The organism is Vibrio sp. 1069 (assembly GCF_033340555.1).
Genome location: NZ_JAWOWP010000007.1, coordinates 98,930 through 123,655 on the forward strand (window position 1 = coordinate 98,930; position 24,726 = coordinate 123,655).

Here is a 24,726-nt window from a genome sequence, read left to right on the forward strand (position 1 = left end):
ATATTTTTATTATTTATGAGTTTTGTATCGGTATGCTATCGGTTTATATGATCAATTTTTTTGATATTTATTAATGAAACCGTCAAAAGTGACCAGTAACCAATAAGTTAGTAAAGATAGGACCATCTAAGCAGAGCTTTTATTACAAAAAAAGCCGGGTATCCCGGCCTTTATATGGTGATTCTTACTGCGCTGAAATGACAGTGACAAGTTCATGTGTCTCACCTGGTTGGAGGGTTTGACCTTGCTCAATACTTGGTGCATGAACAGTAGACTCCACACACAACATGGTTTGATAACCATCGTCAGCCATGTCACCCATGCTTTGCGCACCTTCTGCCCAAGGGTTCCATAATACTGCTGAGTTGTGGCCTTGGTTGTGTACGCTTAGCGTACGATCCAATACCGGGTCTTTTACCAAAATTTTCGCTTCTGGTTGCGTGTAAACGCGGTCAATGGTGTCAGTTAGTTGTAGAACATTACCACCTTGGCATACCGCATCAGCTTTCAAGCTATCAATGTACTCGGCACCCATGCCTGTCGTTTGTGCTTGCTTAATGTCTCCAACGTTTAGGTAAGTATGTAATGCGCCAGAGAAGGTCCAAGCCTCGTCATCAATGTTCATGACTTTGAGCGTCACTTTTAGCTCATCGCCCACTTCAATCACCAAACGAGCGTCAAACATATGGGGCCAAATATCGTGGATTTCTTCTGTCGGGAACAGAGCAAGTTCAACAATCACACCGTTATGGTTCTCACGATGTTCAACCAACTCCCATTCTGCGGTACGGGCAAAGCCGTGAGCTGGAGCAGCAATACGCCCAAACCAAGGCCAACAAACCGGAATACCACCGCGAAGAGCAGCTTTACCATCGAAGACAGCTTTTTCGCTCATCCAGATCAGATCTTCTTGACCTTTAGGCGTGAACGACACGACATGACCACCGTGTAGCGAGATGCCTGCCGTTGCTTTGTCATGAATCACGCGGACGATTTTTATCTGATCAACTTCAACGATAGTGACGTTATCAGATAGCACCGTTAGGGCTGGGAGAGTTTTTAAATCCATGTGTAGTTTCCTATCGCTGGGGAGAGCTTTTAGACGCGCTTCGCACATTAAATGCAACATCGAGCCTGTATTCTCTCAAATTCCAGATACAAAAAAGGCGACTCTAGAGCCGCCTTTTCTTTAACGAAGTTATTCGCTAATTGCTAACTTTCTAATTACTTAGAGATGTGAGCGATTAGGTCTAGAACTTTGTTTGAGTAACCGATTTCGTTGTCGTACCAAGATACAACCTTAACGAATTTGTCAGTTAGCGCGATACCAGCTTTAGCATCGAATACTGAAGTGCAAACTTCGCCGATGAAGTCTTGAGATACAACTGCATCTTCAGTGTAGCCTAGAACGCCTTTTAGTTCGCCTTCAGAAGCTTCTTTCATCGCTTTACAGATGTCTTCGTAAGAAGCACCGTTAACTAGGTTAACAGTTAGGTCAACTACAGAAACGTTAGCAGTTGGTACGCGGAAAGCCATACCAGTTAGTTTGCCGTTTACTTCTGGAAGTACAACGCCTACAGCTTTAGCAGCACCAGTTGAAGATGGGATGATGTTTTGAGAAGCACCACGACCACCGCGCCAGTCTTTAGCAGAAGGACCATCTACAGTTTTTTGAGTTGCTGTAGTTGCGTGAACTGTAGTCATAAGACCAGATTCGATACCGAACTTGTCGTTAAGAACTTTAGCGATAGGCGCTAGACAGTTAGTAGTACAAGAAGCGTTAGAAACGATGTCTTGACCAGCGTAAGTGTCGAAGTTTACGCCGTTAACGAACATTGGAGTAGCGTCTTTAGAAGGACCAGTTAGTACAACTTTTTTCGCGCCAGCAGTGATGTGCTTACGTGCAGTCTCGTCAGTTAGGAAAAGACCAGTTGCTTCAGCTACAACGTCAACACCGATTTCGTCCCATTTTAGGTCTTCAGGGTTGCGCTCTGCAGTAACACGTACAGTTTTACCGTTAACGATTAGGTTACCGCCTTCAACTTCAACAGTACCGTTGAAACGGCCGTGAGTTGAGTCATACTTAAGCATGTATGCCATGTAATCTACATCGATAAGGTCGTTAATACCTACTACTTCGATGTCGTTGCGCTCTTGCGCTGCACGGAATACGAAACGACCGATACGGCCAAAACCGTTAATACCTACTTTGATAGTCATTATAGTTGCTCCACAACTTAATTTCTGATTAAAGATAACTGGTAGTAAAATTACAGAATCCAGTAAACATCTGCAAGTGATAATCGGACTTAACTTGTTTAAAGTCAAAAAAAAGCGACGCTTTTTTTAACAATTCTTTGCAAATGTACGTTTTTTAAACTTTTAACTGATTCTTCTGTAGCCCAGTTGGCGTAATATAACTGGTGAGATAAGTGCTCTTATCAAATTAATTACGCATGGTGTCCTGGTGAGAAAGTATGTGCTACAACTGTTAAGAGAAGCAAGTTTTTTGCTAAAAAAGTCAATACCAAGAACAGTAAATAAGGAGCCGAAAGTCGTGGAACAAAGCGGGAAAAAAGTGACGAAGTCAGATGAACAGTGGCGTGAGCAACTGTCTGATGAAGAGTTCCGTGTTTGCCGAGAGCAAGGTACAGAGCCTCCTTTCAGCGGTAAGCTACTGCATAATAAGGAAACTGGTGTTTATGCTTGTACTTGTTGTAATGCCCCTCTCTTTGTCTCTGATAACAAGTATGACTCTGGCTGCGGATGGCCAAGTTTTGATGCGCCTATCAACGATCAAGCGGTGCGTTATTTAGAAGATCTAAGTCACGGAATGGTACGTACAGAGATTCGTTGTGCAACGTGTGATAGCCATCTAGGGCACGTTTTTGAAGATGGCCCACAGACCACAGGAGAGCGTTTTTGTGTTAATTCTGTGTCGTTAATTTTCAACAAATCAGAATAATAACGACAAAATTGTGCTCGAGATTGTTTTATCCTTTCAGGATGATTCATGCTCAACAGTGATCTGAGTGTCGCTCGACTTAAATAAAAACTCCCGCTCATTGCGGGAGTTTTTCGTTTATATCTCACTGGGTATCATTGCTGGGGAATAGATACCTTTCTCTATGGCTTTCGCCACCGATTCGGCTAATTCATCCAACTGCTTATATCGCTCTGGATGACTGAAATTGAACATACGTTGGAGCTGCTTTTCATCAGCAAGCGGTACGTCGAATCTCTTCGCGACCATTGCCCATAGATACGCTTGCTCTTTGTCTCCAAGCCCCTGATGAATACTTGCCATTGACTTGAGAATGACCGGATTGATGTTGTCTTCATCAGATAAAGACAACGCGTTATTAAGAAGCTCCAGGGTTTTCTTGGTATCTCGGTTGGTATAAAAAGTGGCTAATGCATATTGCATCTCAGCATTATTTAATTGGGGAGACCCTTCCATTTGTAAAAATGCGCGCCGAGCTTGAGTATCTCCCGTTTGAGACCATAAGAAATACAAAGTAGCCGGGTCTTCTGAGCCTTTTAACTCGTTTACGATGCGCTCTAGCTCATCAATACTGTGTACCAATGCATTAAAGCGTTGTCTTTTGAGAGCACTTTGATCAATAGGGGTGATCTGGGAGGCGAGTTCTAAGCATTTCCTATATTCAGCGACCAGACCGTATTCGATGATTTGGTTGGCCTCTGATGGGTTTTTCAATTGCTCAAACCGATGCCAAACCAAATTTGTTCTTGGAATTCGACATTGGCCGTCATCCATATTGAGCTGCTCGCAACGCAGCTCTGGTGTTTTTTGGCACAACTCTTCGGTTGTCACGTTACCTTCAAAACAGCCCGATAGCGCAAAACATGCGAGGCTGAGAAGTAACCAGTTTGTTCTTTTCATGGCTTTGCTTGTGATCCGTTACACCAATTCATTTTCGTATTCTTGACTCAGTTTCTTAACCCGTTATGTTCTGTAAATAGAATGTAATAAGAAGGTACACTATGGACGCAGAACAACTATTACAAGCGATGACTCCAGAAGTTTATGATCGCTTAGTCTATGCAGTAGAAACGGGAAGATGGCCTGAGGGTACAACACTTTCTAAAGAGCAGCGAGATTCGTGTATGCAAGCTGTGATGTTGTATCAATCAAAACATAATACTGATGCGCAGCATATGACGGTTGCAGTCGGTGGTGAAATCAGTTTTAAATCAAAACAAGAGCTTAAAAAACAATTCAGCGGAGAAGAGAGCGATATTGTTCGTGTGAATCCGAACATTGATTAATCCTTACGCCTTATTTCTCAAAATTTTATTATTTTGATTTTGAAAGAAAAAAGCCCAAATTGTATTGGGCTTTTTAGATCGTAGAAAGCTTGAACTTACAGGCTCATTTCACCACGCAGTACTTGTTGCATTCTCTCTTTTACTTCTTCGTAAGAAAGGTTTTGGCTTAGAAGGTAGTGTAGTTTTGCCAGCGCCGCTTCGGGCGTCATGTCAAAGCCACTGATAACACCAGAGTCTGCGAGCGCACAACCTGTGGCATATCCGCCCATATTCACTTTACCTGCCAAACACTGAGTTAGGTTTACGACAATAACGCCGCGCTCAGAGGCTTCTTTCAGGTGACCAAGCAGCTCAGGGTTTTGAGGAGCATTACCGACACCAAAAGTCAGAAGAATCATCGCATTCACGGGCTGACGAAGCGTGTTGCGGATAACTTCGTGTGAAATACCAGGGTACATGGTGATCACACCGATTGGTTGTGGCGTGATGTTGTGAACCTTAAACTCACCTTCTGGTTGTGCACCAACGGTTACGCTGTTGCTAACTTGAATATTGATCCCAGCTTCCAATAGTGGAGGAAGGTTTGGTGAAGTAAAGGCATTAAAACCGTCTGCATGAGATTTTGTGCTGCGGTTACCACGCATCAATTGATTATTGAAGAACAAAGTTACTTCGTTGATCGGGTAGTTTGCCGCAATATGTAGCGCGTTTAATAGGTTTGCTTGGCCGTCAGAACGCAGCTCTGCGAGAGGGATTTGTGAACCCGTTACAATCACTGGCTTACCAAGGTTTTCAAGCATGAAAGACAATGCGGACGCAGTGTACGCCATGGTGTCAGTACCATGTAGGATAACGAAACCATCGTATTTGTCATAGTTGTCACGAATATCATTCGCAATCTGCTGCCAGTCAGCAGGTGTCATATCTGATGAGTCAATCAGAGGGTCGTATTCGTGGATGGTGTAATCCGGCATTTCAGGACGATGGAATTCGGGCATGCTTGCTAATTGCTTTTCCATAAAGCCAGCAACAGGCACATAGCCGTGGTCGGATTTTTGCATTCCGATGGTACCACCGGTGTAAGCGATGTAGATGTGTTTTCTAGTCATCGTTTTTTCTTTCGTGTAGGGGAACAGAGGCGGGGATTATATACCTAAATAACCTTGAGATGCGAGGCTATACGCACAGCATCAGAAAGTCATTTGAGGAGATGCAAAGCCTAATAAAAAGGGCACTTCAAGTAGAAGTGCCCTTTGTAATATTGATGGAAAAACTACTGCACTTGGCAGTTCAAACAAAATGCGTATTGACCTTTAGGATCGTTGAAGCTTTGGAGCAAGCTTGCGTCTTGTTCGAATTGTTGAGCTACGGGTTGAAGACTTTTTGGTAGCAAGCTTGTAGCATCAATACCTAGAGAGACTTTCACCTGTTTCATAAACTCTTGTAGAAATAGTTCAGTAGGTGAAAGAGGCTCTTCTACCCAGTAAATGCCATAATCGGTCACGTTCGCTAGTTTCGCCGCTAGCTCTACAGCATCATCAAAGTCACCCATTTGATCGACAAGACCAAAGGATAGTGCATCTTGGCCAGTCCAAACTCGACCTTGAGCAACTTTGTCAACTTCCTCTAGAGACATATCGCGATTCTCGCCAACTAGAGAAATAAAGCGCTTGTAACCGTGTTCGATACCTAATTGGAACACTTGAGACGCGCCCTCAGAAAGGCCAGTGGTAATACCGTCACCTGAGAACGGCGATGTGCCAACGCCATCAGTGTTAATACCTAACTTGCTAAAGCCTTTTTCAAACGTGGTGATGACACTAAATATACCAATGGAGCCCGTCAGGGTTGTTGGCTGAGCAACGATTTTGTCTGCGCTCATTGAAATCCAATAACCACCAGAAGCAGCCAAACTCGACATGGATACAACAACCGGCTTACCTGCTTGCTTCAGAGCTTCTACTTCGTTACGAATCACTTCAGAAGCAAAGGCACTGCCTCCTGGACTATCTACTCGTAATACGACCGCTTTCACTTTTTCATCATTGCGTGCTTGACGCAGCAAGCTTGCGATTGTGTCACCACCAACAGTTCCGCGAGGTTGTTGACCGTCCATAATCGCGCCACTTGCTAGAACAACGGCGATGTCGTGCTGAGGTAGTGTGTAATCGGGACGAATCGTTGCAAGGTAGTCGTAGTAACCAATCGCGTTGTAGCTGTCTTTGCCGTCACTGCCAAACTGTTTTGCAAATAGAGTGCGAATGTCTTGGCGTGTAGCAAGTTCATCCACTAGCCCCAATTTGACTGCGAGCTGAGCAATATCGCCATTTACAGACTTCATCTCGTTAATCAGCTCATCCATGGTTGGATTAAGCACTTTCGCATCAATGTTTCGGTTTGTTGTTACGTCATCAACAAAAGCACTCCACAATTGAGTAACCCAACGTGTTGCTGACTCTTTCGCCGCATCGGACATGTCATCACGAATAAAAGGTTCGATAGCGGATTTATAAGTACCTACGCGAAAAACATGAGTAGAAACGTCAAGCTTTTCAAGTAACGTTTTGTAGTACATTGAGTAAGCGCTGTAACCTTTAATCAATACACCACCATCAGGTGCCAGATAAACTTTGTCAGAGTAACTTGCCAAGTAATATTGGCTTTGGTTGTAGAAATCACCTACGGCGTAAACGGGTTTGCCTGACGCTTTAAATTCGTTCAACGCTTTCGCGATGTAACGTAGTTTCGTGAGATTTGTTTCTGGCATGTCTCGTAGTGCTAGCACTAATCCAGACACTTTAGGATCGTCTTTCGCGTAGCGAATAGTATCAACGATATCGAAAAGGACGTTTTCTTTCGGTAACTCATTACCCAAAAGGGAACCAGCAAAAGAGTCCATTGGGTTTACATAACGTCTTTGTTCGACAATTGGGCCTGAAAGGTTCATCACCAATGCCGATTCTTTTTCGACGACAGGTTGACCGTCTCCGGTATAAGTAAAGGCAAAGTAGAAAACGGCAATCATCAGCAAGAAAATTAGGTTTGCCAGTGCGAGTCTGATGAAAGTGATACTTTTCCATATCCCTTTAAATATCAAACCAATAAATTTGAAGAGTTTTTTCATCTTGTCTCCATAACGAGATAGTTACGCCGAGTCTAACAAAGTATGGGTTCTTATCTCTAAGATCTCAAAAGATAACATTTTTTTAGCTTATCACGACCACTCAACAATTGGCATATTTTCACACGAGATTGATCGGTGTTACAAAAATGTAAACGCTTGTTTGATTTTTTGGTTGAGCAGGCTTAATCTGGTCAGACCATGATAATAACAATGGATGTTAAGTGATGTCTGCCATGTACCCAAACCTATTAAAGCCACTGGACCTCGGTTTCACACAATTACGAAACCGAGTTCTGATGGGATCAATGCACACTGGCTTAGAAGAGCACAAAGAAGGATTACAGAAGCTCGCGGCTTTTTATGAAGAACGCGCGAAAGGCGGTGTCGGACTGATTGTAACCGGAGGTTTTTCTCCTAACTTACGCGGTCGTTTACACCCGTTGAGTGCTGAATTCAGCAAGCCAAAACATGCTAAAGCCCATAAAGTTGTGACAGAAGCGGTGCACAAGCACGGTGGTAAAATTGCGTTGCAAATTCTCCATGCTGGGCGTTATGCAATGCATCCATTCTCGCAAAGTGCATCTGGCATTAAAGCGCCAATTGCAAAGTTTGCTCCGAGTGAAATGAGCGACCGCCAGATAAAGAAAACCATCGACGCGTTTGCTAATAGTGCGGAGTTAGCACAGCTTGCTGGTTATGATGGCGTCGAGTTAATGGGCTCGGAAGGTTACTTGATAAACCAATTCTTATGTAAACGTACTAATATGCGTTACGACGAATGGGGTGGCAGCTATAAAAAACGTATGCGTTTTCCGCTAGAAATTGTTAAAGCGGTACGCAAGGCGGTAGGTGACAAGTTCATCATCATCTTCCGTCTTTCTATGCTGGATCTTGTCGAGCAGGGCAGCACTTTTGAAGACGTTATCGAATTGGCGAAAGCACTTGAAGAGGCTGGCGTCACGATTATTAATACGGGTATCGGTTGGCATGAGGCTCGAATTCCGACAATTGCGACTCAAGTACCACGCGGTGCGTTTACATGGGTTACGGAAAAAGTTAAACCTCACGTTTCGGTTCCTATTATCACTTGCAACCGTATAAATACGCCAGATGAAGCAGAACGTATTTTATCTTCAGGTCATGCCGACATGGTTTCGATGGCGCGCCCATTCTTGGCCGATCCTTACTTTGTTGCTAAAGCCGAACAGGAAAAAGCGCAGTTTATTAATACGTGTATTGGTTGTAATCAGGCGTGTCTAGATAACGTGTTTAAAGGTAAGCGCGCCAGTTGCTTAGTGAACCCTCTAGCGTGCTATGAAACCGAAATTGTTGTTGAACCAGCCTTTAAAAAGAAAAACATTGCAGTTGTTGGTGCTGGACCTGCGGGCTTGGCTTGTGCGACCACACTGGCTGAACGTGGCCATAAGGTTGATCTGTTCGAAAAGAACGACCGCATCGGTGGTCAGTTCCGTCTTGCGATGCAGATCCCTGGTAAGGAAGAGTTTCGAGAGACGATACGATATTTCGCTAACCGTATTGATGAAACAGGCGTGAATCTGCACTTATCGACGGAAGCGAACTATGACTTACTCACAGAATACGATGAGATAGTGATGGCATCGGGTGTTGAGCCACGTAAAGTCAATATTGATGGAATTGATAACCCAGAGAAAGTCGTCGACTATCAAACTCTCATTCGAGACAAAACGCCAGTCGGTGAGAAAGTGGCTATCGTTGGTGCTGGTGGCATTGGCGTAGATGTCGCGACCATGCTCACAGAGCCAGTTGGACAAACGTTGGATGACTGGTTGCATGAATGGGGAATCGACAAGGAGATGTCTCAGCCGGGTGGTTTATACCCTTACCCTGATGCGGTTAGCGATAAAGAAGTCTGGGTACTTCAGCGTCGTAAAGGTCGTGTAGGTAAAGGTCCGGGTAAAACGACAGGTTGGATCCATAAACGTACCCTTGAAAAACGGGGCGTACATTTAGTCGGTGGTGTGTCTTACGATAAAATTGATGATCAAGGTTTGCACATTCATGTAGACGGAAGCGCGCAGGTACTTAATGCAGACAAAGTTATCATTTGTGCTGGGCAAGAGTCTGTACGTCCGTTTGAAGATAAATGGTCTGAACTCGGAGAGAAGATTCATATCATTGGCGGAGCTGACCATGCGGGTGAACTTGATGCTGTGCGTGCGATTCGTCAAGGTGTTAAATTGGCGGTAAAACTCTAGCCTTTTAATGTGTGTTTACCATAAAAGCTGCGCTTTGAGCGCAGCTTTTTTGTATAGAACTAGTCACTGATATCTGGCAGTTGTTTGGCCATTACCACGCCAGAAAAAGTAATAAAAGAGAACACTAACACCACAGCTGAAAGGCTCAAGAAGTTCGACATAACACCAAGAGAGCTCATTAGAAGCAGCATTATCCCAACCACCGTGTTACTCACGGCTACATAGCTTGTCCGCTTGTCACCTTCTGCGATATCAACTAAGTAGGTTTTTCGTCCGACTCGTATTCCGTCGTGGGCAATACACACACAAAAGTAGAGCAGAGGAATCACGAATAGGAAGCTTTGGCTAGCGGTGACCCACGTATCGTAAACAAATAAAACAACGCCAAGTAGCGCGCTCATCGTTGCGCCGATGACCATCACACTGCGGCTAGAGCGATCGGACATTCTTCCCCAGAAAGGACCTGACACAAAGGAGGCCAAGCCACTCGCAAACATAAAGAGAGCTAGCACCCAGAGTTGTCCACCGAGAGATTGCTGTGCCAGCACAACGTAGTACGGTGCACTCAGCGCAGAACATAAAAATAGTGTCCGCGTGATAACGAATCGACGAAAGGTCACGTCTGTTTTAAGTAACGCGAGTTGTTTAAATGCCTCAAGGACGCCATTTCGACCACCGTCTACCTCACCGGCATACTCATTAATTCGCGCATAGACTAATGCCGCGATGAGCCATATGACGCCCGCTAAGCCTAAACTCAGACCGTAAAAGCGCTCTGTCGGCTCTACGTCCCATAACCAGGCTAGTGCCAGAAGGCTAGCGAAAAGCAGCGTAACCAGGCCAGCAGCGCTTGAAGACCAGCCGTTGACTTGACCTCGTTGGTTTTTAGGGATGGTTTTGCCCAATACATCTTTTGATGCGACGGAATTTAAACCGCGTGAGAGGCTGAAGATCACAAGACATGCAATCACACCATAACCCGCAGCTGCTCCTGTTAGAGTTAATGCGACCAATCCGATTGCAAATATGGAAAGAGCCTGCAAGATGCTGCCAATTACCCAGACCCATTTTCTTACTGGAAGGCGTCGGATGTAGTGCGCGATGCTAAGTTGTGGGATAAGGGATCCTGACTCACGAATAGGAACCAGCCAACCAATTAAATAAACCGGTGCCCCGAGACTTTGTAGTATCCACGGCAACGTGACTTTAGGGTTGATTAACGCATCGCCGACCTTCGTTAAAAACTGAGCGAGAATGATTTTAAGAAAGTTGCCGGGAACTTGATGACAAGCTGATTCAGGAATCGCCTTACAGGCACGGGCATCTTCGTCATTAACGATCTTTTCGTAAATGCTGTTTTGTTTGTCCTTGTTCATCAACCTGCCTATGTTCAACTTATTCATTTCGCGAATAAATTAACATTAAACCCAGATTGATGTTAAGTGAAGCACGTTATCAAGCCCACAGAAAACCGGTTGTTATTCGCAGGAGCAGATTGTGCTAAAGTGGCGTAAACAAAATAACAACGATATTCAATAAGGATTCTTTCATGGACGCTCTCGATCTTTTGCTCAATCGCCGATCTATCGCGAAGTTATCCGCGCCTGCTCCAGAAGGTAAAGCACTTGAGAACATCATTCGTGCTGGCCTTCGTGCGCCTGACCATGCGGGATTAACCCCTTGGCGTTTCGTTATCGCACAGGGCGATGGTTTGAAAAAACTGTCAGATATATTGGTAAAAGCGGCAGAAGCTGAAAATAGTGATGAAGCGGTGGTCGAAAAGGTAAAGAATGCCCCATTTCGCGCACCAATGGTGATCACGGTGATTGCTAAAGTAACAGAACATGAGAAAGTACCAGCACTAGAGCAACACTTATCTGCGGGATGCGCTGTACAAGCGATGCAAATGGCAGCCGTAGCGCAAGGCTTTCAAGGGTTTTGGCGCTCAGGTAAGTGGATGTTCCATCCAGAAGTTCATCAAGCATTTGGTTTAGAGGGTGACGATGAGATTGTTGGTTTCTTGTACTTAGGCACGCCTGGTTGTACACCGATGAAAGTTCCTGAGCGTGACCTTTCTCAGTTTGTTGAATTCCTATAACTAAAAACTTAAATAAACTGACTGTTTATTTATACAGTTTTTCTTGATTTATTAGGGCTACATTCGATAATGTGGCCCTAATTATATTTATTTCCAAAACGTTATGTCTCGTCTGTTTATTGCTGAAAAACCAAGTTTAGGCCGTGCGATTGCCGCTGCACTGCCAAACCCTCAAAAGAAAGATCAAGGATTCATCCGCTGTGGGAACGGGGATATCGTTACTTGGTGTATCGGCCACTTACTCGAACAAGTCGAACCCGACGCTTACGATGAGCGTTATAAAAAGTGGAATATGGCAGATTTACCAATTGTTCCGCAGCAATGGCAGCTCAGACCGAGGAAAAGTGCAAGTAAGCAATTAACAGTGATTCGTAAATTGCTCAAAGAAGCTAACGAAGTCATTCATGCAGGAGACCCAGATCGAGAGGGTCAGCTGTTAGTTGATGAAGTTCTGGACTATTGCAAGTTATCTAAAACCAAGAAGGAATCTACACAGCGTTTGTTGATTTCCGACTTGAACTTACCTGCGGTTAAACGTGCTCTCAGTTCTATGCGCAGTAATCGCGAGTTTATCCCACTTTCAGTTTCAGCATTGGCCCGCTCTCGGGCTGATTGGCTGTATGGTATGAACATGTCTCGTGCTTATACCTTGCTTGGTCAAAAAGCAGGGTATCAAGGTGTTCTCTCGGTAGGGCGAGTGCAAACGCCAGTTCTTGGCTTAGTGGTGCGTCGTGATGAAGAAATCGAAAACTTTGTCCCGAAGGACTATTTTACCCTACATGCTCTGATCCCATATCAAGATGCCAATGGTACTTTTGATATTCGTGCTCGTTGGAAGCCAAGTGAGGCATGTAAGCCTTGGCAGGACGAAGAAGGTCGAGTATTAAACCGTAAGTTGGTAGAAAATGTTGCAAACCGTATTGCAAATCAACCCGCAAAAGTGACAGAGTCGGAACAAAAGCAAACCAAGCAATCAGCACCATTACCTTATTCGTTATCTGCTTTACAGATCGATGCCGCGAAGCGCTATGGTATGAGTGCGCAACAAGTACTAGATACTTGTCAGGCATTGTATGAAAAGCACAAGCTGATCACTTACCCGCGTTCAGATTGTCGCTATTTACCGATGGAACACTACTCACAAGCAGGGACGGTGACAACTGCTATTGCGAATAACGCAAAAGAGTTGCAAGTTGCCGTTCAGGGAGCAGACTTAACATTAAAGTCCAAAGCCTGGAACGATAAAAAAGTGGATGCGCACCATGCGATTATCCCTACACCGAAGCAAGCTAATGTGAATGCGCTTTCCGGCAATGAGATGAAAGTGTATCAATTGATTGCGCGCCAGTACCTCATGCAGTTCTATCCGGCGGCGGTTTACGCAGAAGCGAAATTGGTTTTCGATATCGCTGGTGGTACGTTTGTCGCGAAAGGTCGTCAGTTAGTTTCGCCGGGTTGGAAAGTGCTAATGGGCAAAACTGACAAGGAAGATGAAGGTATTGATGCCGTGCCACCGCTACCCGAAGGCACCGTGTTAACTTGTCGTGAAGGGGAAATAAAAGACCGAAAAACCGAGCCACCAAAGCATTTTACCGAAGCATCGCTGTTGCAAGCGATGACCGGGATCGCCCGTTACGTTGCGGATAAAGAACTGAAAAAAATCCTTCGTGACACTGATGGGCTAGGCACGGAAGCGACTCGCGCTGGTATTTTGGACACGCTGTTCAAGCGCCAACTGCTTACGCGTCAAGGTAAGTCAATTCTCAGTTCTCCTGCGGGAAGAGGTCTCATTCATGCCTTGCCAGAAGATTCAACATACCCTGATATGACGGCTCATTGGGAGCACCAGTTACAAGGTATGGCAGAGAGAAATCAAGCATATCAGCCGTTCATGCAAGCACTGGAACAACGCGTTGATAGCTTGATGGCACAAGTAAAAGCAGGGCCTATCCCTGATTCATTACGTCATCTACCCAAGGTGGAACGTCCTGCGTTTAAACGTAAAAAGCGCAGTTATTCAAAGAATGGTGGCGCGACTAAATCTCGTGCAACCAAAGGTAAGCAGGCATAGGACAAGCGCGGCGTAATTAAACTCCGCGCATGCTTGAAAATAGATTACTCGAACAGATCACCGTGGTTTTGGATCGCGCCTCTTACTTCACCTTGAGTTAACACGCGTTTGTCCAGTACCTCTTTCACCTGGTTGCCCAAGTCAACTAATGTATCTCGATTCGCTTGAGTTTGGCGTTTACCAGCACTTCTCAAGCAGTAATTTAGTTCGTGCTCTTCGCTAAAATTAACCAAATCCCTATCTGCTGCCATCGTGCTTTCTCCTTATTTGTTCTACTTTTTCCTAAGTCTGGATTGGATGTAGATAAATTCAAGTTAGATTGCGCGAATTATGCTGGTGGATCACTGATGAACATTATGTTTGCCAACCAAGTCACGATTATGAAGCCTGGCTTTGATGGTATTTGGTTTAGTGATGGTTGTGTCTTAATGCTGCTACCAAGGTAACTCAGTACCATCGTAGTTAATAAATCGACCTGAAAGCTGCGGTGTGCTCAGTTCTATCACGTTCGCTAGGCCTAGCGCGGAGGTTTGCGTATCTATCAAAGCATTTGGCCCGCCCATCGCCGTTTTTACCCAACCAGGGTGAAGCGCTAAAACGGTAAATCCTTCAGGTGTTAAATCATTACTCAAGCTTTTCACAACCGAGTTAAGCGCCGCTTTCGATGAGCGATAAATATAGCCGCCGCCGGACGTATTTTCGGTCATACTGCCGACTTTTGATGAGATACAAGCAATCTTTTTCATCTTGCCTTGTTGTAAGCGAGGGTAACAGTACTCAACCAGTTTTAACGGAGCAATGGTGTTTACTTCGAAGACTTTACGCCATGCTTCTACGTCAGTGTTTCCAAAGCCATATCCCTTGGGGCCGTAATATCCTGCATTATTGATGAGTAAGTCGATGGCAGGGAGTTTATCGGCAAGCTTAGCGACTTGTTCGTAGTGAGTGACATCCAGTTCGTGCAAAACCAGATTGCTGAATTGTGAGGCTAGAGTTTGTAGTTCTGAACTGTTCTCTAAGGAACGGCTAGTAGCATGTACTTGGTGGCCTTGCTTCAGGTACAGCTCAGTTAAGCTAAGGCCAATGCCGCGATTTGCTCCGGTAATAAAGACGGTTTGACTCATACAAACACCTATGTTTTTTTGATTTCAGTTGAAAGTCATTGTGTTAGCTAAGCACAATAAAATCAACCAACCACCACGCACCAACAACGAGAGATGAAAATAGGGACAGAGCACAAAGAGAGCCAAACAGTGCGCCGAGAATAGCAAAGAAAGTAGAATTCATATGTATATTAAATTTAATTGATATTGAAAATCATTATCAATTAAATTGCATTTTATTCAACCCTTGAAGTTGATACTATTTCGTTACCATTGTTATTAAGAATTTCTCATGCTGCCATTTATCTACCACCCGATTTATTCTCAACTTGAGTTGCCAGAGGGGCATCGTTACCCAATTATGAAATACCAGTACCTCTATGAATCGGTATTGGTGCATATAGAGAAAGATAACTGGAAAGAGCACGCGCAGTTTTTCCAGCCCGAAGCATTAACTGTTGGGGAAGTAAAACGTGTTCATGACGAGGAATACGTCGAGTTACTTGTTAGTGGAAACATGCCAGCTGCGAAGATGCGCCGAATAGGTTTTCCTTGGAGTGAGTCTCTCATTACCAGAACGCTAACTTCAGCAGCGGGCACGGCTCTGACCGCAAAAAAGGCACTTGAGTACGGTGTGGCCATTCATTTGAGTGGTGGGTATCACCACGCACACAAAGAGTTTGGCAGTGGTTTTTGTTTATTTAATGACTTAGTGATCGCGGCCAGGCAAGCGCTCGAAGTCGAGCATGTCGATAAAGTATTGATCATTGACAGTGATGTTCACCATGGGGATGGAACAGCAACTTTATGTGACGATGAGCCAGATATCATCACGCTTTCTTTCCACTGTGATAAAAACTTCCCAGCGAGGAAGCCTCAGTCTGACCTCGATGTGCCTTTGGTGCGAGGGACAGGTGATGAGGATTTTTTAATGGCGTTTAAAGAAGTGGTCGATATGGCACTTAATCTTCATCGCCCTGATTTAGTTATCTACGATGCTGGTGTCGATATACATCAAGACGATGAGCTTGGATATTTTGATGTGTCGACTCAAGGGATTTTAGAACGTGATAGATTTTTAATGCAAACAGTGAAATCTCGAGGTATCCCTGTCGCAGCTGTCGTTGGAGGTGGATATCGAACGAATCATGCTGACCTCGTCCCAATCCATTTGCAGCTTATCAATGCCGCTAAAGAAGTCTTTATTGATGAGTAGATACAACTAGATGTAAATATCAAATTGATTCAACACTGGAACGAACGAAAAGGGCATTAATTTTTTGTGGGTTCTTTCGGAGTGTGGCGGAGTGCTTAGTTGCGTTCAAGAAGTGATAAGTGATTTGTACAAATCTTTTAAGTCTGGAGATGCGAAAAAGCCCGCCAATTTCTTAGCGGGCTTTTTCTAAAAGTGGCGGAGAGATAGGGATTTGAACCCTAGAACTATCTGCGCGTTTTTAAAAAACACCCTATAATTTCAGGATGTTAACCGATGCATCTAAAAGTCGGTTTGAACAAACGTGATTCACATAAACCATAAGTCATTGAATCGGGTTAGTCAACCTAAAGTATATCTGCACCTTTAGTGGCATAGATCATTGGCACCAACTAAACCTTAAAAGATTAGTAAAAGTATGGCGATACCTTAAACACGTGTATATACATACTTTCAAGCAGCTTCGCCAAACTTTGCATTAGCCAAATAGGACTAAGCCTTAGATTATGGCTAACCTAAGACTTAGTTAGTTGTATTCCTGACAAGAGTGTTTACATCTTGATCTTTCTTAGTTTAACTTTGAAGAAATCAATTTCGTGTCGAGTTTTTGCATAGTACTGATCACCTCGTTTAAGGCTCTTAGTCGCATATTCCAAAAGAACTTTAGCCTCTTTTAATCGCTCTTCCACGCCGTCTAACCCTTTATTTCTTTGCCAGTAGTAGTAGCGCGCTTTAGCTTTATTTAGCAAACAAAATGACTTAGATCGAGATAAAGCTCCAGCTTTCTTGATCAACTGATCTCCTTCTTCGAGATCATCACTACGATATCTACATTGTGCAAGGTTAACGATAGCGTCACAGTTGTTTTCATTAAGCCCAATAGACTCACGCCATAGTTTTTCCGCTTTCATTTTAGCTTTGTTACTTGCTACCTTGTGGTACAGGAACCAAGCATAACGATCTTTAAGTGCGGAGTTCATCGGGTCTTCACCAATCGCCATTTCGTAGAATTCTTGAGCTTCTGGATAGTTTTCTTTTCTTACAGCAGTTCGAGCGGCCTTCGCATATGGATTACGGAACGCTTCTGCGACCCTATCTAACTCATACTCCTCCTCGATTTTGTGGAAATTACCAACTACTGCATCCAACTCTTGTGCTTTGATTTCAAAAGAATTTTTCTCATCCTTGGGAAGTTCTTTGATTTTTTTGTTGAAGAATCGAACAGCAAGCTCTTCTAGCTCAATAGAAAACTTTTCCCCATGATTGGTCAATGAACCGAAATAAGTTTCATCAAACGTAGTATGAAATTCAGTTAATGGTATTTGCATAATCTTACATGCTTCCGATACGGAAAAGTGATCTAATGGGCTCTCAGCAATAACAAGAAGCATGTACACGTTTTGCTGTAACTCAGTCATCCGAGCCCATGCATCTTCATATAGGAACTCTAATAGCTCATGGTTAGATTTCTTAAAAACCGAATCAATCGCATCATCGATTGATGATTGTGTTCTACTTATATGGGTAACCAATGTATGGAGAAGTAAGGGCTTAAACATTAGTGATTGACTTATTTTTCGTAGCCTTGTTTCTCCAGCCTTGAGGAGTGAGTCAGCATGATTTTCTTTCGCTAACCTCTGAAGCAAAGTTATACACTCCCGCTCATTCAACCCCTTAACTGTAATTGGAGTTGCATTAATGAACTCTCGTCTTCTTGAGGTTACAATCATTCGCCCCAGCTTTTTGGTTACTCCTTGTAAGAAATCACCTAAATCTTCAACTTCATTTGTAGAAGTAGCTAGGGTTTCTGTGTTATCGAAGACAAAAAGCACATCGTCTCGGTCTAACCCCTCATCTTTCAGGAAGTTAACTGCTTTCTGAATTAGACGGTCTCCATGAGTTTCGTACCAATCTTTAGTTAACACGGGATTAAATGCTTTGATTAGTTCTCTGATACACTCGTCCATAGCATCAGAAACCCCTTTCAGGTGCTCTAACCCCTGATCAGTCCAACGCGTCATTTTAGCCGTGAAAAATGAGATGACTTGGGGACGAGGGTGATCAATGGCTACTTTTCCTTCTAACAAGTTATTCAGAAACTCTAGAACTAAAGTTGTTTTTCCGAAGCCACCGTCGCCAAATACCAAACAGGCGCGAGAGTCATCATCATTAAACCACTCCGCTAGTTTTGTTAATTCTCTTTTACGGCCCTCAAATGTATCTGTTTGTCGAAGTGGTACATTGTGTATAAAACTATGAGTTACGGCACTACTCTCTACTGTGATGTCATTTGAAGCTAAATAGTCGCCATCTTTTGCTTGTGATCGCTGACTGAAAATACATCCTTTTCCAAGTTCAGCAGTGAACCGTTGAGCATCTTCTAAGGAGAGTACTTGCCCGCTTAACTTCCAAATACTGCGCTGACATTTGGCTTTTCTTACAACAATAGGTCTATAAGAACGAACTAGTGGGAGAGTAAGCTTTACGTCATATGATTTCAGTTCATGAGTTTTATCATCAAACGAAGGAAGTAACCCGTTTAGAATATTTAAGCTAGTATGAATAAGTTCTTTAGATTTAGGAGCCCAGATATTTGCATCTTTTTGACTCAATATCCCATGGGCAGTTGTATCATTTCTAAACGTAACCCATTCATTCAATTGAACAGATAACCCACTATCTAAGCCATTCTCCTTGTACCATCCTTTACAAAGATTCCTGTCTACGTAGGTTCTGAGTAGTGGTATAAGAGCCTCCAGTATCTCTATAGGTGTACCATCTGAAGGCTGCTCCATTCTTCGGATAAAACGAAAAACATCTAGCTCATTTTCTGGCACTTCAGAAACGCATAATTCCAGGCTAGTCAAAGTTGTTACCTGCAATAATGAACGCAAAACACTTGTTAGAAAGTTGACTTCCTCTGTGGGTGACAAACTTGAAGGCAACTCAGATAGTATTTTAAGATATAGATCTTTCATAGTTCGATTTTACATCGCTCTTTTAGTTATGAATTAACAATCAAAATCACATTAATGTATTGATATAAAGGGCTTAATTATTCAGTAGTGGCGTTGTTCAAGACCTTATTTTCATATTCAGAACGCAGGTCTTCATATAGTTCACGTTGTAACAATCGATTGTCATCGAGCTCGATAACGTGTGCTTCTTTCTTGTATGCAGCTAAAGCATCATTGTCATCCATTGCACACAAAATCACTTGATATCCAAGCGGAATATTTTCAGTAACAACGTCTATGACCTGTTCATATCGGTGCTTGGCCTGCTCTTGTTGATTCGGTGTGTCTAAAACAAAGGGAGCAATTTGGCAGTTACCAGCATATTCAATTTGTCTAAGGACAGATAACTGATACGCAAGAGTACCTCGTGTTCCTTCTGCAGCTCCACCACCAAGAAGCTTTCTATAATCCATAGGAGATTTAACACCATTTAGATTCACACCAGTGGCTGCTAGAGTTGTAATACTTTCAACTAAATTACCGATAAACAAATCATTGAGGTCATCTTTGTCTTTCTTCTTAAGGAGTTTCCTCTGTTCCTTTTTGATATCTTTCTGGTTATCTTTAGCCTTCTGGGATTGAAGCTGAAAATGCTCTTTCTTCTGCAAAATACTGCTGTTTACCTTTTTTTGCGAAACGGAATACAAAGCATGTTCAAATGCACATTGGGTATCAGACTTTTCCTCAGATGAGTCCTCTTTGATGTATTTCTCATTGATTCGATCGATTTCAGATGCGACAAATTCTAGCTCTTGGACTAGCTCTTCTCTCTGTCTGTACTTTTCGACTAGAGCGCTATTTATACTATTGGCTTGTTGTTCAAGCCCTTCTTTATCCAATAGCAAGCCCGCTCGGCTAAGCAATGAATTGTCATGCTCAGTACCGCATAAAGGGCATTCCAGAGAATCTGATGGCACATTTTCTACAGCGAAAGTGTAATCTTCCTCAAGCTCTCTTGCCGAAGTGCTTGCTATAATATGTTGCTGTTCTAATTCGTGAATTTCATTTGCTAGAACTGATTGCTGATCGAAGAGGTTGGTTTGATGATTCGAAAATTCTTTAAGTTCTACTTCAATCTCAACCTGTATAGATTCTAGCTCTTCCTGCGTAACAGCGACCGTGATTTCTGGTGCTGCTTCTTCCAGGACACCTAAAGCCTCGGAAATACGTTCAACTTGCTGGGTTGCCTCTCTATCTGCAGCCTTTTGTTCAAATATTTCGTCTTCGAGTTCAAAGTGCTTACGCGACAAGTACCCACAGAAATACTTAATTAGGTTTGTTCTGAAATTGCTGTACTGTTGTAGTCTTTCAAACCCGTTCCATGGTTCATCCCAACTTTTCTTTTGATCGATGTAGAAAGGTAAAAAGTAATACGCAGGAGGTGGGCAGTCTAACTCACCACTTTTGTTTGCCAGTAACAAATCAAAGCCAACTTCTTTTGCAAAGTCCATTGCAAATTTCCCTGTTACTTTGGAGTATTTCTGCAATGGCGAATTTTTTTGTCCGAAGTAGATACCATCTACATAGCGACTAACAACATACTCTTTTTCGTTGACTTTGAAGTAAAGAACAGTTTTAACATCATGTGATTTCCACTCTTCATCAAACTTTGGGTCACAGCCAATAGCCCAAAACAAGCTTTTTACTAATGTTGATTTACCGATACTATTGTCGTTTCCTGTAACGAGATTGAGCCTCTTCGGAAACATGAACTGATTCGCCAATTTTTTCGAATCGGACAGTAGAACTAGACGTTGAAATTGCAAGCCTTTCATTTTTGTGTTTCCTAAGATTTCTAATCAATAATTTGTAATTCTTTTGCATTATCAGACCTTTAATAAGCAGTAGACAACTTCGAGCAACAACTCATCTTGGTTACTTACTTTCGCACATAGACCATCATCATTAGCTTGTTGAAGTAAGGCTTCTATATACGTCGAGTCGTCGTCATAATTGTCTTCGTCCACCTTGGTATGGGACTGTTTGAATAGATCTGTAATTTCAATGTCCAAGGCACTCATAAAGCCAGCTCTGCGTAATGCAAGTAAGGCTAGTTTGCCTTTGAAAGTGCGCTTCTTCTTTGATTTCCAACCTAAATCATTAGCTAAGTCGTCGAAATCACTTTTTAAATCATCAACACAGGGGTGACTTGAATGCTGAGAAAGTACTTTATGAACTTCCGTAGAAGTGAGTGACTTTTTATCAATAAGCCTTACCCAATCCTTGTAATCATACTCTATACGGCCTATTCGCCCCATTTCATCAACAACAGAGCGATAGATGTTTACTGGATTACACAAAGCCCCAGGGAATAAGGATTCGACGAGCCGAGCAAATTGAGATAATACATAGTCTTCTTGGTTTTTGAGTTGTATCTCAGGAACTATGAATTGTAGGTGCTCTGGTAATACATCAATACCTAACTCGGCGTTTATATCTTCGGTCAACTTAGCCAGATCAATCTCAGCAATATCACCTACTTTGATCACATCCAGCTTAAGATCTTTATCAGCCTTGAGATTAAATCCACTTGATGAAACTAACCCGATCTTGGTGATACGATCTTCATATTCAGTATCGATGCAAGAGCTCAGCAACTTACCGAGAACAGAATTCTTTAGTGCTTCATTTGAGCCTTTTTTTCTCTTTGTTAAAGCTACTGGTGTAAAAGTCGCGCCCTGATTCTTGACTTGGTAAAACTCAAATTTAGCTAGTTTAGCGTCTAAACTATCCGCAATAACGACATCTTCGTGATACTCAATTAGCAGTGCATACTCTTTGTTATTTTTATGCTTTTCAATAACTTCGCACAGCGCCCAATGGAATTGAAAGTTATATTTTCCAAAGGTGCTTGCTCCTGCAAATTCTCGTTGAGCTGCTGCGAGTGGATTGTCTGTCATATGCTCTATACCAACCAAAAAATGACTACTCTTTTAAGTGTGCTTCAGCATATGATATTAGATGAAATTAAGCTATATAAGATCCTTAATGTCAGTTGGTTACAGACTGTTTTGAGATCTAACCGCAAGCTGAAATCAAAAGTGGCAAGGCCACAAAGAGCATAAGAAAATGTAGACCAACTCTCAAACTAGATAGTGTTGTACAGGCTATCGCTAGCAAAGAATGGGACAGAAATAAACTGGTCGCGCAACCATCGATTTGCTAAATCGATGATGATTGTGAGAGAACAACCTAGTTATAGAATTGGCTATTCAGTTCTATAGGATTCTACCAGTCATCAGCGTCACGAAGCTTTGCCTGTTGACGGCTTACAGCTTTGTCTTGAATATGTAGCTCAAGATCTAGTGATGACAGCAGTCGCATCAGGCTTTCAATACTGGACGATGCAGGATCACGTTCAAGTTTCGATACTGTTGTCTGCTTTAGACCAACAATATCTCCGACTGTCGTCTGGTTTCGCCTTTGATTCCTGCGTACATCACGCAGGTATATTCCCAACTGCCTGGGACTTGTTATGAGCATATCTGCCTCCAATGTAAACTAACCCCCACAGAGGATATTAGCACTTTAACCTCTTAAGAGGTTAAAGTTAATTTTACCCGCGTACAGGGGTAATCAGTCATAGGGTTAAGAGGTTTAGCTGACTGGGTAAGGATTCTAGAACATGCTTAGTATTTTCAAACGTACCTTTGGACAATGGCGATTTAAGCAACAGAGAAGGATTTCTTCCTAGTTGCTAACGCGGAAGGACGGCAAAAATAAATAGGTAATCTTGGCTGATTAATTTCGTCTGTTCTAAGAGTATTGGTGGCGTTCAGTGTGCTCAACAAACTTGGTTCGTAAACGCGGTTCACTTCTTACGAACTGCATAAATTGTATTATTTATCAATTGTTAAAATCACACTATTCACAAACTTAAACCCTAAAAATCAAGAGTTTCGTTAACTGATGTGTAATACCCGCTCTCTTGCAACGCAGCATCAAGTAGTGGAACTAACTGAGTAGCTATATCGCCACCTATACGCTCAGCGATCTTCTGTGCATACTCCCTTTCAGCCCTCGGAAATTTCTTTCGTCTCGCTTGCATAAACATGAAGGCATCCAAAACGATGTCCTTCATTCGTTGCTTAGATTGAGCATCTATCTCTGCAAGTTGGGCCTCTTTCTCTGCCAACAACATCTCTGTGTGAGCAAGCTCAGCACTCTTTTGCTCAGAAGACTCTTCTAGGTAGATGTAACGATGAGCAGCCTCTTGCAACTCTTGCTGATATTGACGTTTTTGTCGCTCAACCTGTTCCAACTCAGCAGCGTTGGTATTGAGGCTTTCTGAAAGATCGTCAACTTGTTTGGCGATAACATCAAGCTGGTTAGATTCACCTATACGCTCTTCTCTAAGCACTTGAATTTCTAGTTTCAAATTCTCAAGCAATCGAGTTTGATAGCTAAAATCGCGCTGGGACTTAGGTAATTTACCTTGGCGGATCATGTACTGATATTGCTCCGATTTCTTTTCGGTTTCATCAGCAAACTCAGCATGCAAATTCTTGGGATTGAGTAGATGAGCATTCATGAAGTCTTGAACCAAACACTGCCAATAATGTCCGAATGCCCTAGACTGGTGACGAGTTAAGTCCTGATTGACGGGAAGCAGTTCATCCTCAAGCCCTTTCTTAGCTAGATACTCATTAACAACCAAGATTTGATGTTTTCTCAAGTCATATTCACCAGTTTTCCGATTTTTTCCGCTAACAAAGTAATGAGTGTGCAGGCCAGTTTTTTCATTCTCATTGCGCTCATCATCATGTCCTACGATTGCTTTAATTGGGTGATCTGGAAAATGAGTCTCAAGAAACGTCTTTGTGGTGAGTATGTAATCCCGTAGAGAGATGTCATCGGAAGTCACATTCCAACGATGAGGAATCTTAAAGATACCTTCCTGAACTACTGTACTATTAGCGTTTGGCGGATACTGGCATAGCTTGTTATGTGCAAGTACGTACTTTTTAATCGCATTCGCTCGTTGCTTATATCGAGATAACTGCATAAGTTGAATGTCTTTTAAATGCTCCCATTTGATCAAGCCTGTTTCTGATGTAATACGTTCTAAGAACTTTGCACCAATGTCATTACCTCGCGCTCGCTCTGACTTAGCAGCGTCTTTGAGCTTCTTGCGATACTGTCTCTGCTGGGTCTGATATTTACCGTGGCTGTTGATTTTGGGCTGTGGTGCGATATCAAGTAATACTTTCCATCGATGATCATCGGTTAACTTATTATCAAGGCGATAGAATTTACCATCCTTAAAGAGGATGTTTTTGCCTGTTAACTCTGGGTTCCACTCTAATTGCTTAACCGACTCACCAGTAGGAGAGATTCTTAGCGAGTGCTTGAGAGACTTTTCACACGCTTTGCGGTTTTTCGAAGTTGAATTGAAATTCAAATGACGGTGGAACAAGCGAATGATTTTATTTTGCCTAGCCATTATAACCTCCTCGGGAGGTTATAATTACGAGAGTCCAGAGAGCCTTCTTTGGACCGCAGCTTTCGTGCATCTTTTGCGAAGCAAAAGTGTGACGAAAGCGTAGCGGGTTACTAAAGCGTATCAGTTCTTT

Annotated in this window: 19 protein-coding genes; 6 read left to right on the forward strand and 13 right to left on the reverse strand. The window is 42.9% G+C overall.

Going from position 1 to position 24,726, the window contains the following annotated elements:
• Positions 1-184: 184 nt before the first annotated feature.
• Together R7040_RS13030 and gap are read right to left on the reverse strand one after the other, a co-directional pair.
• Positions 185-1,069: a D-hexose-6-phosphate mutarotase gene (locus tag R7040_RS13030; RefSeq protein WP_005380695.1), complete on the reverse strand. Its 885-nt coding sequence runs from the start codon at positions 1,067-1,069 to the stop codon at positions 185-187.
• Positions 1,070-1,224: 155 nt separating this feature from the next.
• Complete coding sequence (gene gap, locus R7040_RS13035) at positions 1,225-2,220, reverse strand: type I glyceraldehyde-3-phosphate dehydrogenase (protein ID WP_005380697.1); 996 nt, start codon at positions 2,218-2,220, stop codon at positions 1,225-1,227.
• A gap of 337 nt (positions 2,221-2,557) precedes the next feature.
• Between gap and msrB the strand changes: the two genes are divergently transcribed.
• Positions 2,558-2,965, forward strand: a complete 408-nt coding sequence (gene msrB, locus R7040_RS13040) for a peptide-methionine (R)-S-oxide reductase MsrB (RefSeq protein ID WP_005380698.1) — start codon at positions 2,558-2,560, stop codon at positions 2,963-2,965.
• Between the two features lie 117 nt (positions 2,966-3,082).
• Here the strand turns inward: msrB and R7040_RS13045 are convergent, their stop codons facing one another.
• Positions 3,083-3,904 (reverse strand): DUF2989 domain-containing protein, encoded by an 822-nt coding sequence (locus R7040_RS13045; protein WP_017821139.1) that lies wholly within the window; start codon positions 3,902-3,904, stop codon positions 3,083-3,085.
• A 101-nt stretch (positions 3,905-4,005) separates the two neighbouring features.
• On the opposite strand from R7040_RS13045, the gene R7040_RS13050 reads away from it, so the two are divergent.
• Positions 4,006-4,290, forward strand: coding sequence for a YeaC family protein (locus R7040_RS13050; RefSeq protein ID WP_005384924.1), 285 nt, complete (start codon positions 4,006-4,008; stop codon positions 4,288-4,290).
• A 95-nt stretch (positions 4,291-4,385) separates the two neighbouring features.
• Here the strand turns inward: R7040_RS13050 and ansA are convergent, their stop codons facing one another.
• Entirely contained in the window at positions 4,386-5,399 is a 1,014-nt protein-coding gene (gene ansA, locus R7040_RS13055) for an asparaginase (protein ID WP_017635822.1), read from the reverse strand.
• Between the two features lie 164 nt (positions 5,400-5,563).
• Positions 5,564-7,414, reverse strand: coding sequence for a signal peptide peptidase SppA (gene sppA / locus R7040_RS13060; protein ID WP_318081400.1), 1,851 nt, complete (start codon positions 7,412-7,414; stop codon positions 5,564-5,566).
• Positions 7,415-7,638: 224 nt separating this feature from the next.
• Between sppA and R7040_RS13065 the strand changes: the two genes are divergently transcribed.
• Entirely contained in the window at positions 7,639-9,651 is a 2,013-nt protein-coding gene (locus R7040_RS13065; RefSeq protein ID WP_171342834.1) for an NADPH-dependent 2,4-dienoyl-CoA reductase, read from the forward strand.
• Between the two features lie 59 nt (positions 9,652-9,710).
• On the opposite strand, the gene R7040_RS13070 is transcribed toward R7040_RS13065, so the two are convergent.
• Positions 9,711-11,027: an MFS transporter gene (locus R7040_RS13070; RefSeq protein ID WP_225477530.1), complete on the reverse strand. Its 1,317-nt coding sequence runs from the start codon at positions 11,025-11,027 to the stop codon at positions 9,711-9,713.
• Positions 11,028-11,200: 173 nt separating this feature from the next.
• Between R7040_RS13070 and R7040_RS13075 the strand changes: the two genes are divergently transcribed.
• Both R7040_RS13075 and R7040_RS13080 read left to right on the forward strand, forming a co-directional pair.
• On the forward strand, positions 11,201-11,749 hold the full coding sequence (locus R7040_RS13075) for an NAD(P)H nitroreductase (protein ID WP_005380711.1): 549 nt from the start codon (positions 11,201-11,203) through the stop codon (positions 11,747-11,749).
• A 103-nt stretch (positions 11,750-11,852) separates the two neighbouring features.
• On the forward strand, positions 11,853-13,820 hold the full coding sequence (locus tag R7040_RS13080; protein WP_318081399.1) for a DNA topoisomerase III: 1,968 nt from the start codon (positions 11,853-11,855) through the stop codon (positions 13,818-13,820).
• A 44-nt stretch (positions 13,821-13,864) separates the two neighbouring features.
• On the opposite strand, the gene R7040_RS13085 is transcribed toward R7040_RS13080, so the two are convergent.
• Both R7040_RS13085 and R7040_RS13090 read right to left on the reverse strand, forming a co-directional pair.
• Positions 13,865-14,071: a hypothetical protein gene (locus R7040_RS13085; RefSeq protein ID WP_005380717.1), complete on the reverse strand. Its 207-nt coding sequence runs from the start codon at positions 14,069-14,071 to the stop codon at positions 13,865-13,867.
• Positions 14,072-14,254: 183 nt separating this feature from the next.
• The gene (locus R7040_RS13090) at positions 14,255-14,944 is read right to left on the reverse strand and encodes an SDR family oxidoreductase (RefSeq protein WP_054575561.1); all 690 of its coding nucleotides are present in this window, start codon (positions 14,942-14,944) and stop codon (positions 14,255-14,257) included.
• 271 nt (positions 14,945-15,215) lie between these two features.
• On the opposite strand from R7040_RS13090, the gene R7040_RS13095 reads away from it, so the two are divergent.
• On the forward strand, positions 15,216-16,139 hold the full coding sequence (locus R7040_RS13095) for a histone deacetylase (protein WP_053304185.1): 924 nt from the start codon (positions 15,216-15,218) through the stop codon (positions 16,137-16,139).
• 548 nt (positions 16,140-16,687) lie between these two features.
• On the opposite strand, the gene R7040_RS13100 is transcribed toward R7040_RS13095, so the two are convergent.
• The 5 genes from R7040_RS13100 to R7040_RS13120 all read right to left on the reverse strand — a co-directional run bounded on the left by R7040_RS13100 (position 16,688) and on the right by R7040_RS13120 (position 24,596).
• Positions 16,688-19,114 (reverse strand): ATP-binding protein, encoded by a 2,427-nt coding sequence (locus R7040_RS13100; protein ID WP_274022534.1) that lies wholly within the window; start codon positions 19,112-19,114, stop codon positions 16,688-16,690.
• Positions 19,115-19,191: 77 nt separating this feature from the next.
• Positions 19,192-20,928, reverse strand: coding sequence for a hypothetical protein (locus R7040_RS13105; RefSeq protein ID WP_318096884.1), 1,737 nt, complete (start codon positions 20,926-20,928; stop codon positions 19,192-19,194).
• A gap of 51 nt (positions 20,929-20,979) precedes the next feature.
• Positions 20,980-22,053, reverse strand: coding sequence for a DUF4297 domain-containing protein (locus R7040_RS13110; RefSeq protein ID WP_225484506.1), 1,074 nt, complete (start codon positions 22,051-22,053; stop codon positions 20,980-20,982).
• Positions 22,054-22,381: 328 nt separating this feature from the next.
• The gene (locus tag R7040_RS13115; RefSeq protein WP_116870940.1) at positions 22,382-22,636 is read right to left on the reverse strand and encodes a helix-turn-helix domain-containing protein; all 255 of its coding nucleotides are present in this window, start codon (positions 22,634-22,636) and stop codon (positions 22,382-22,384) included.
• Positions 22,637-23,036: 400 nt separating this feature from the next.
• Positions 23,037-24,596 carry a hypothetical protein gene (locus tag R7040_RS13120; RefSeq protein WP_318096885.1) on the reverse strand — a complete coding sequence of 520 codons (1,560 nt, stop codon included), beginning with the start codon at positions 24,594-24,596 and terminating at the stop codon, positions 23,037-23,039.
• Positions 24,597-24,726: the final 130 nt, after the last annotated feature.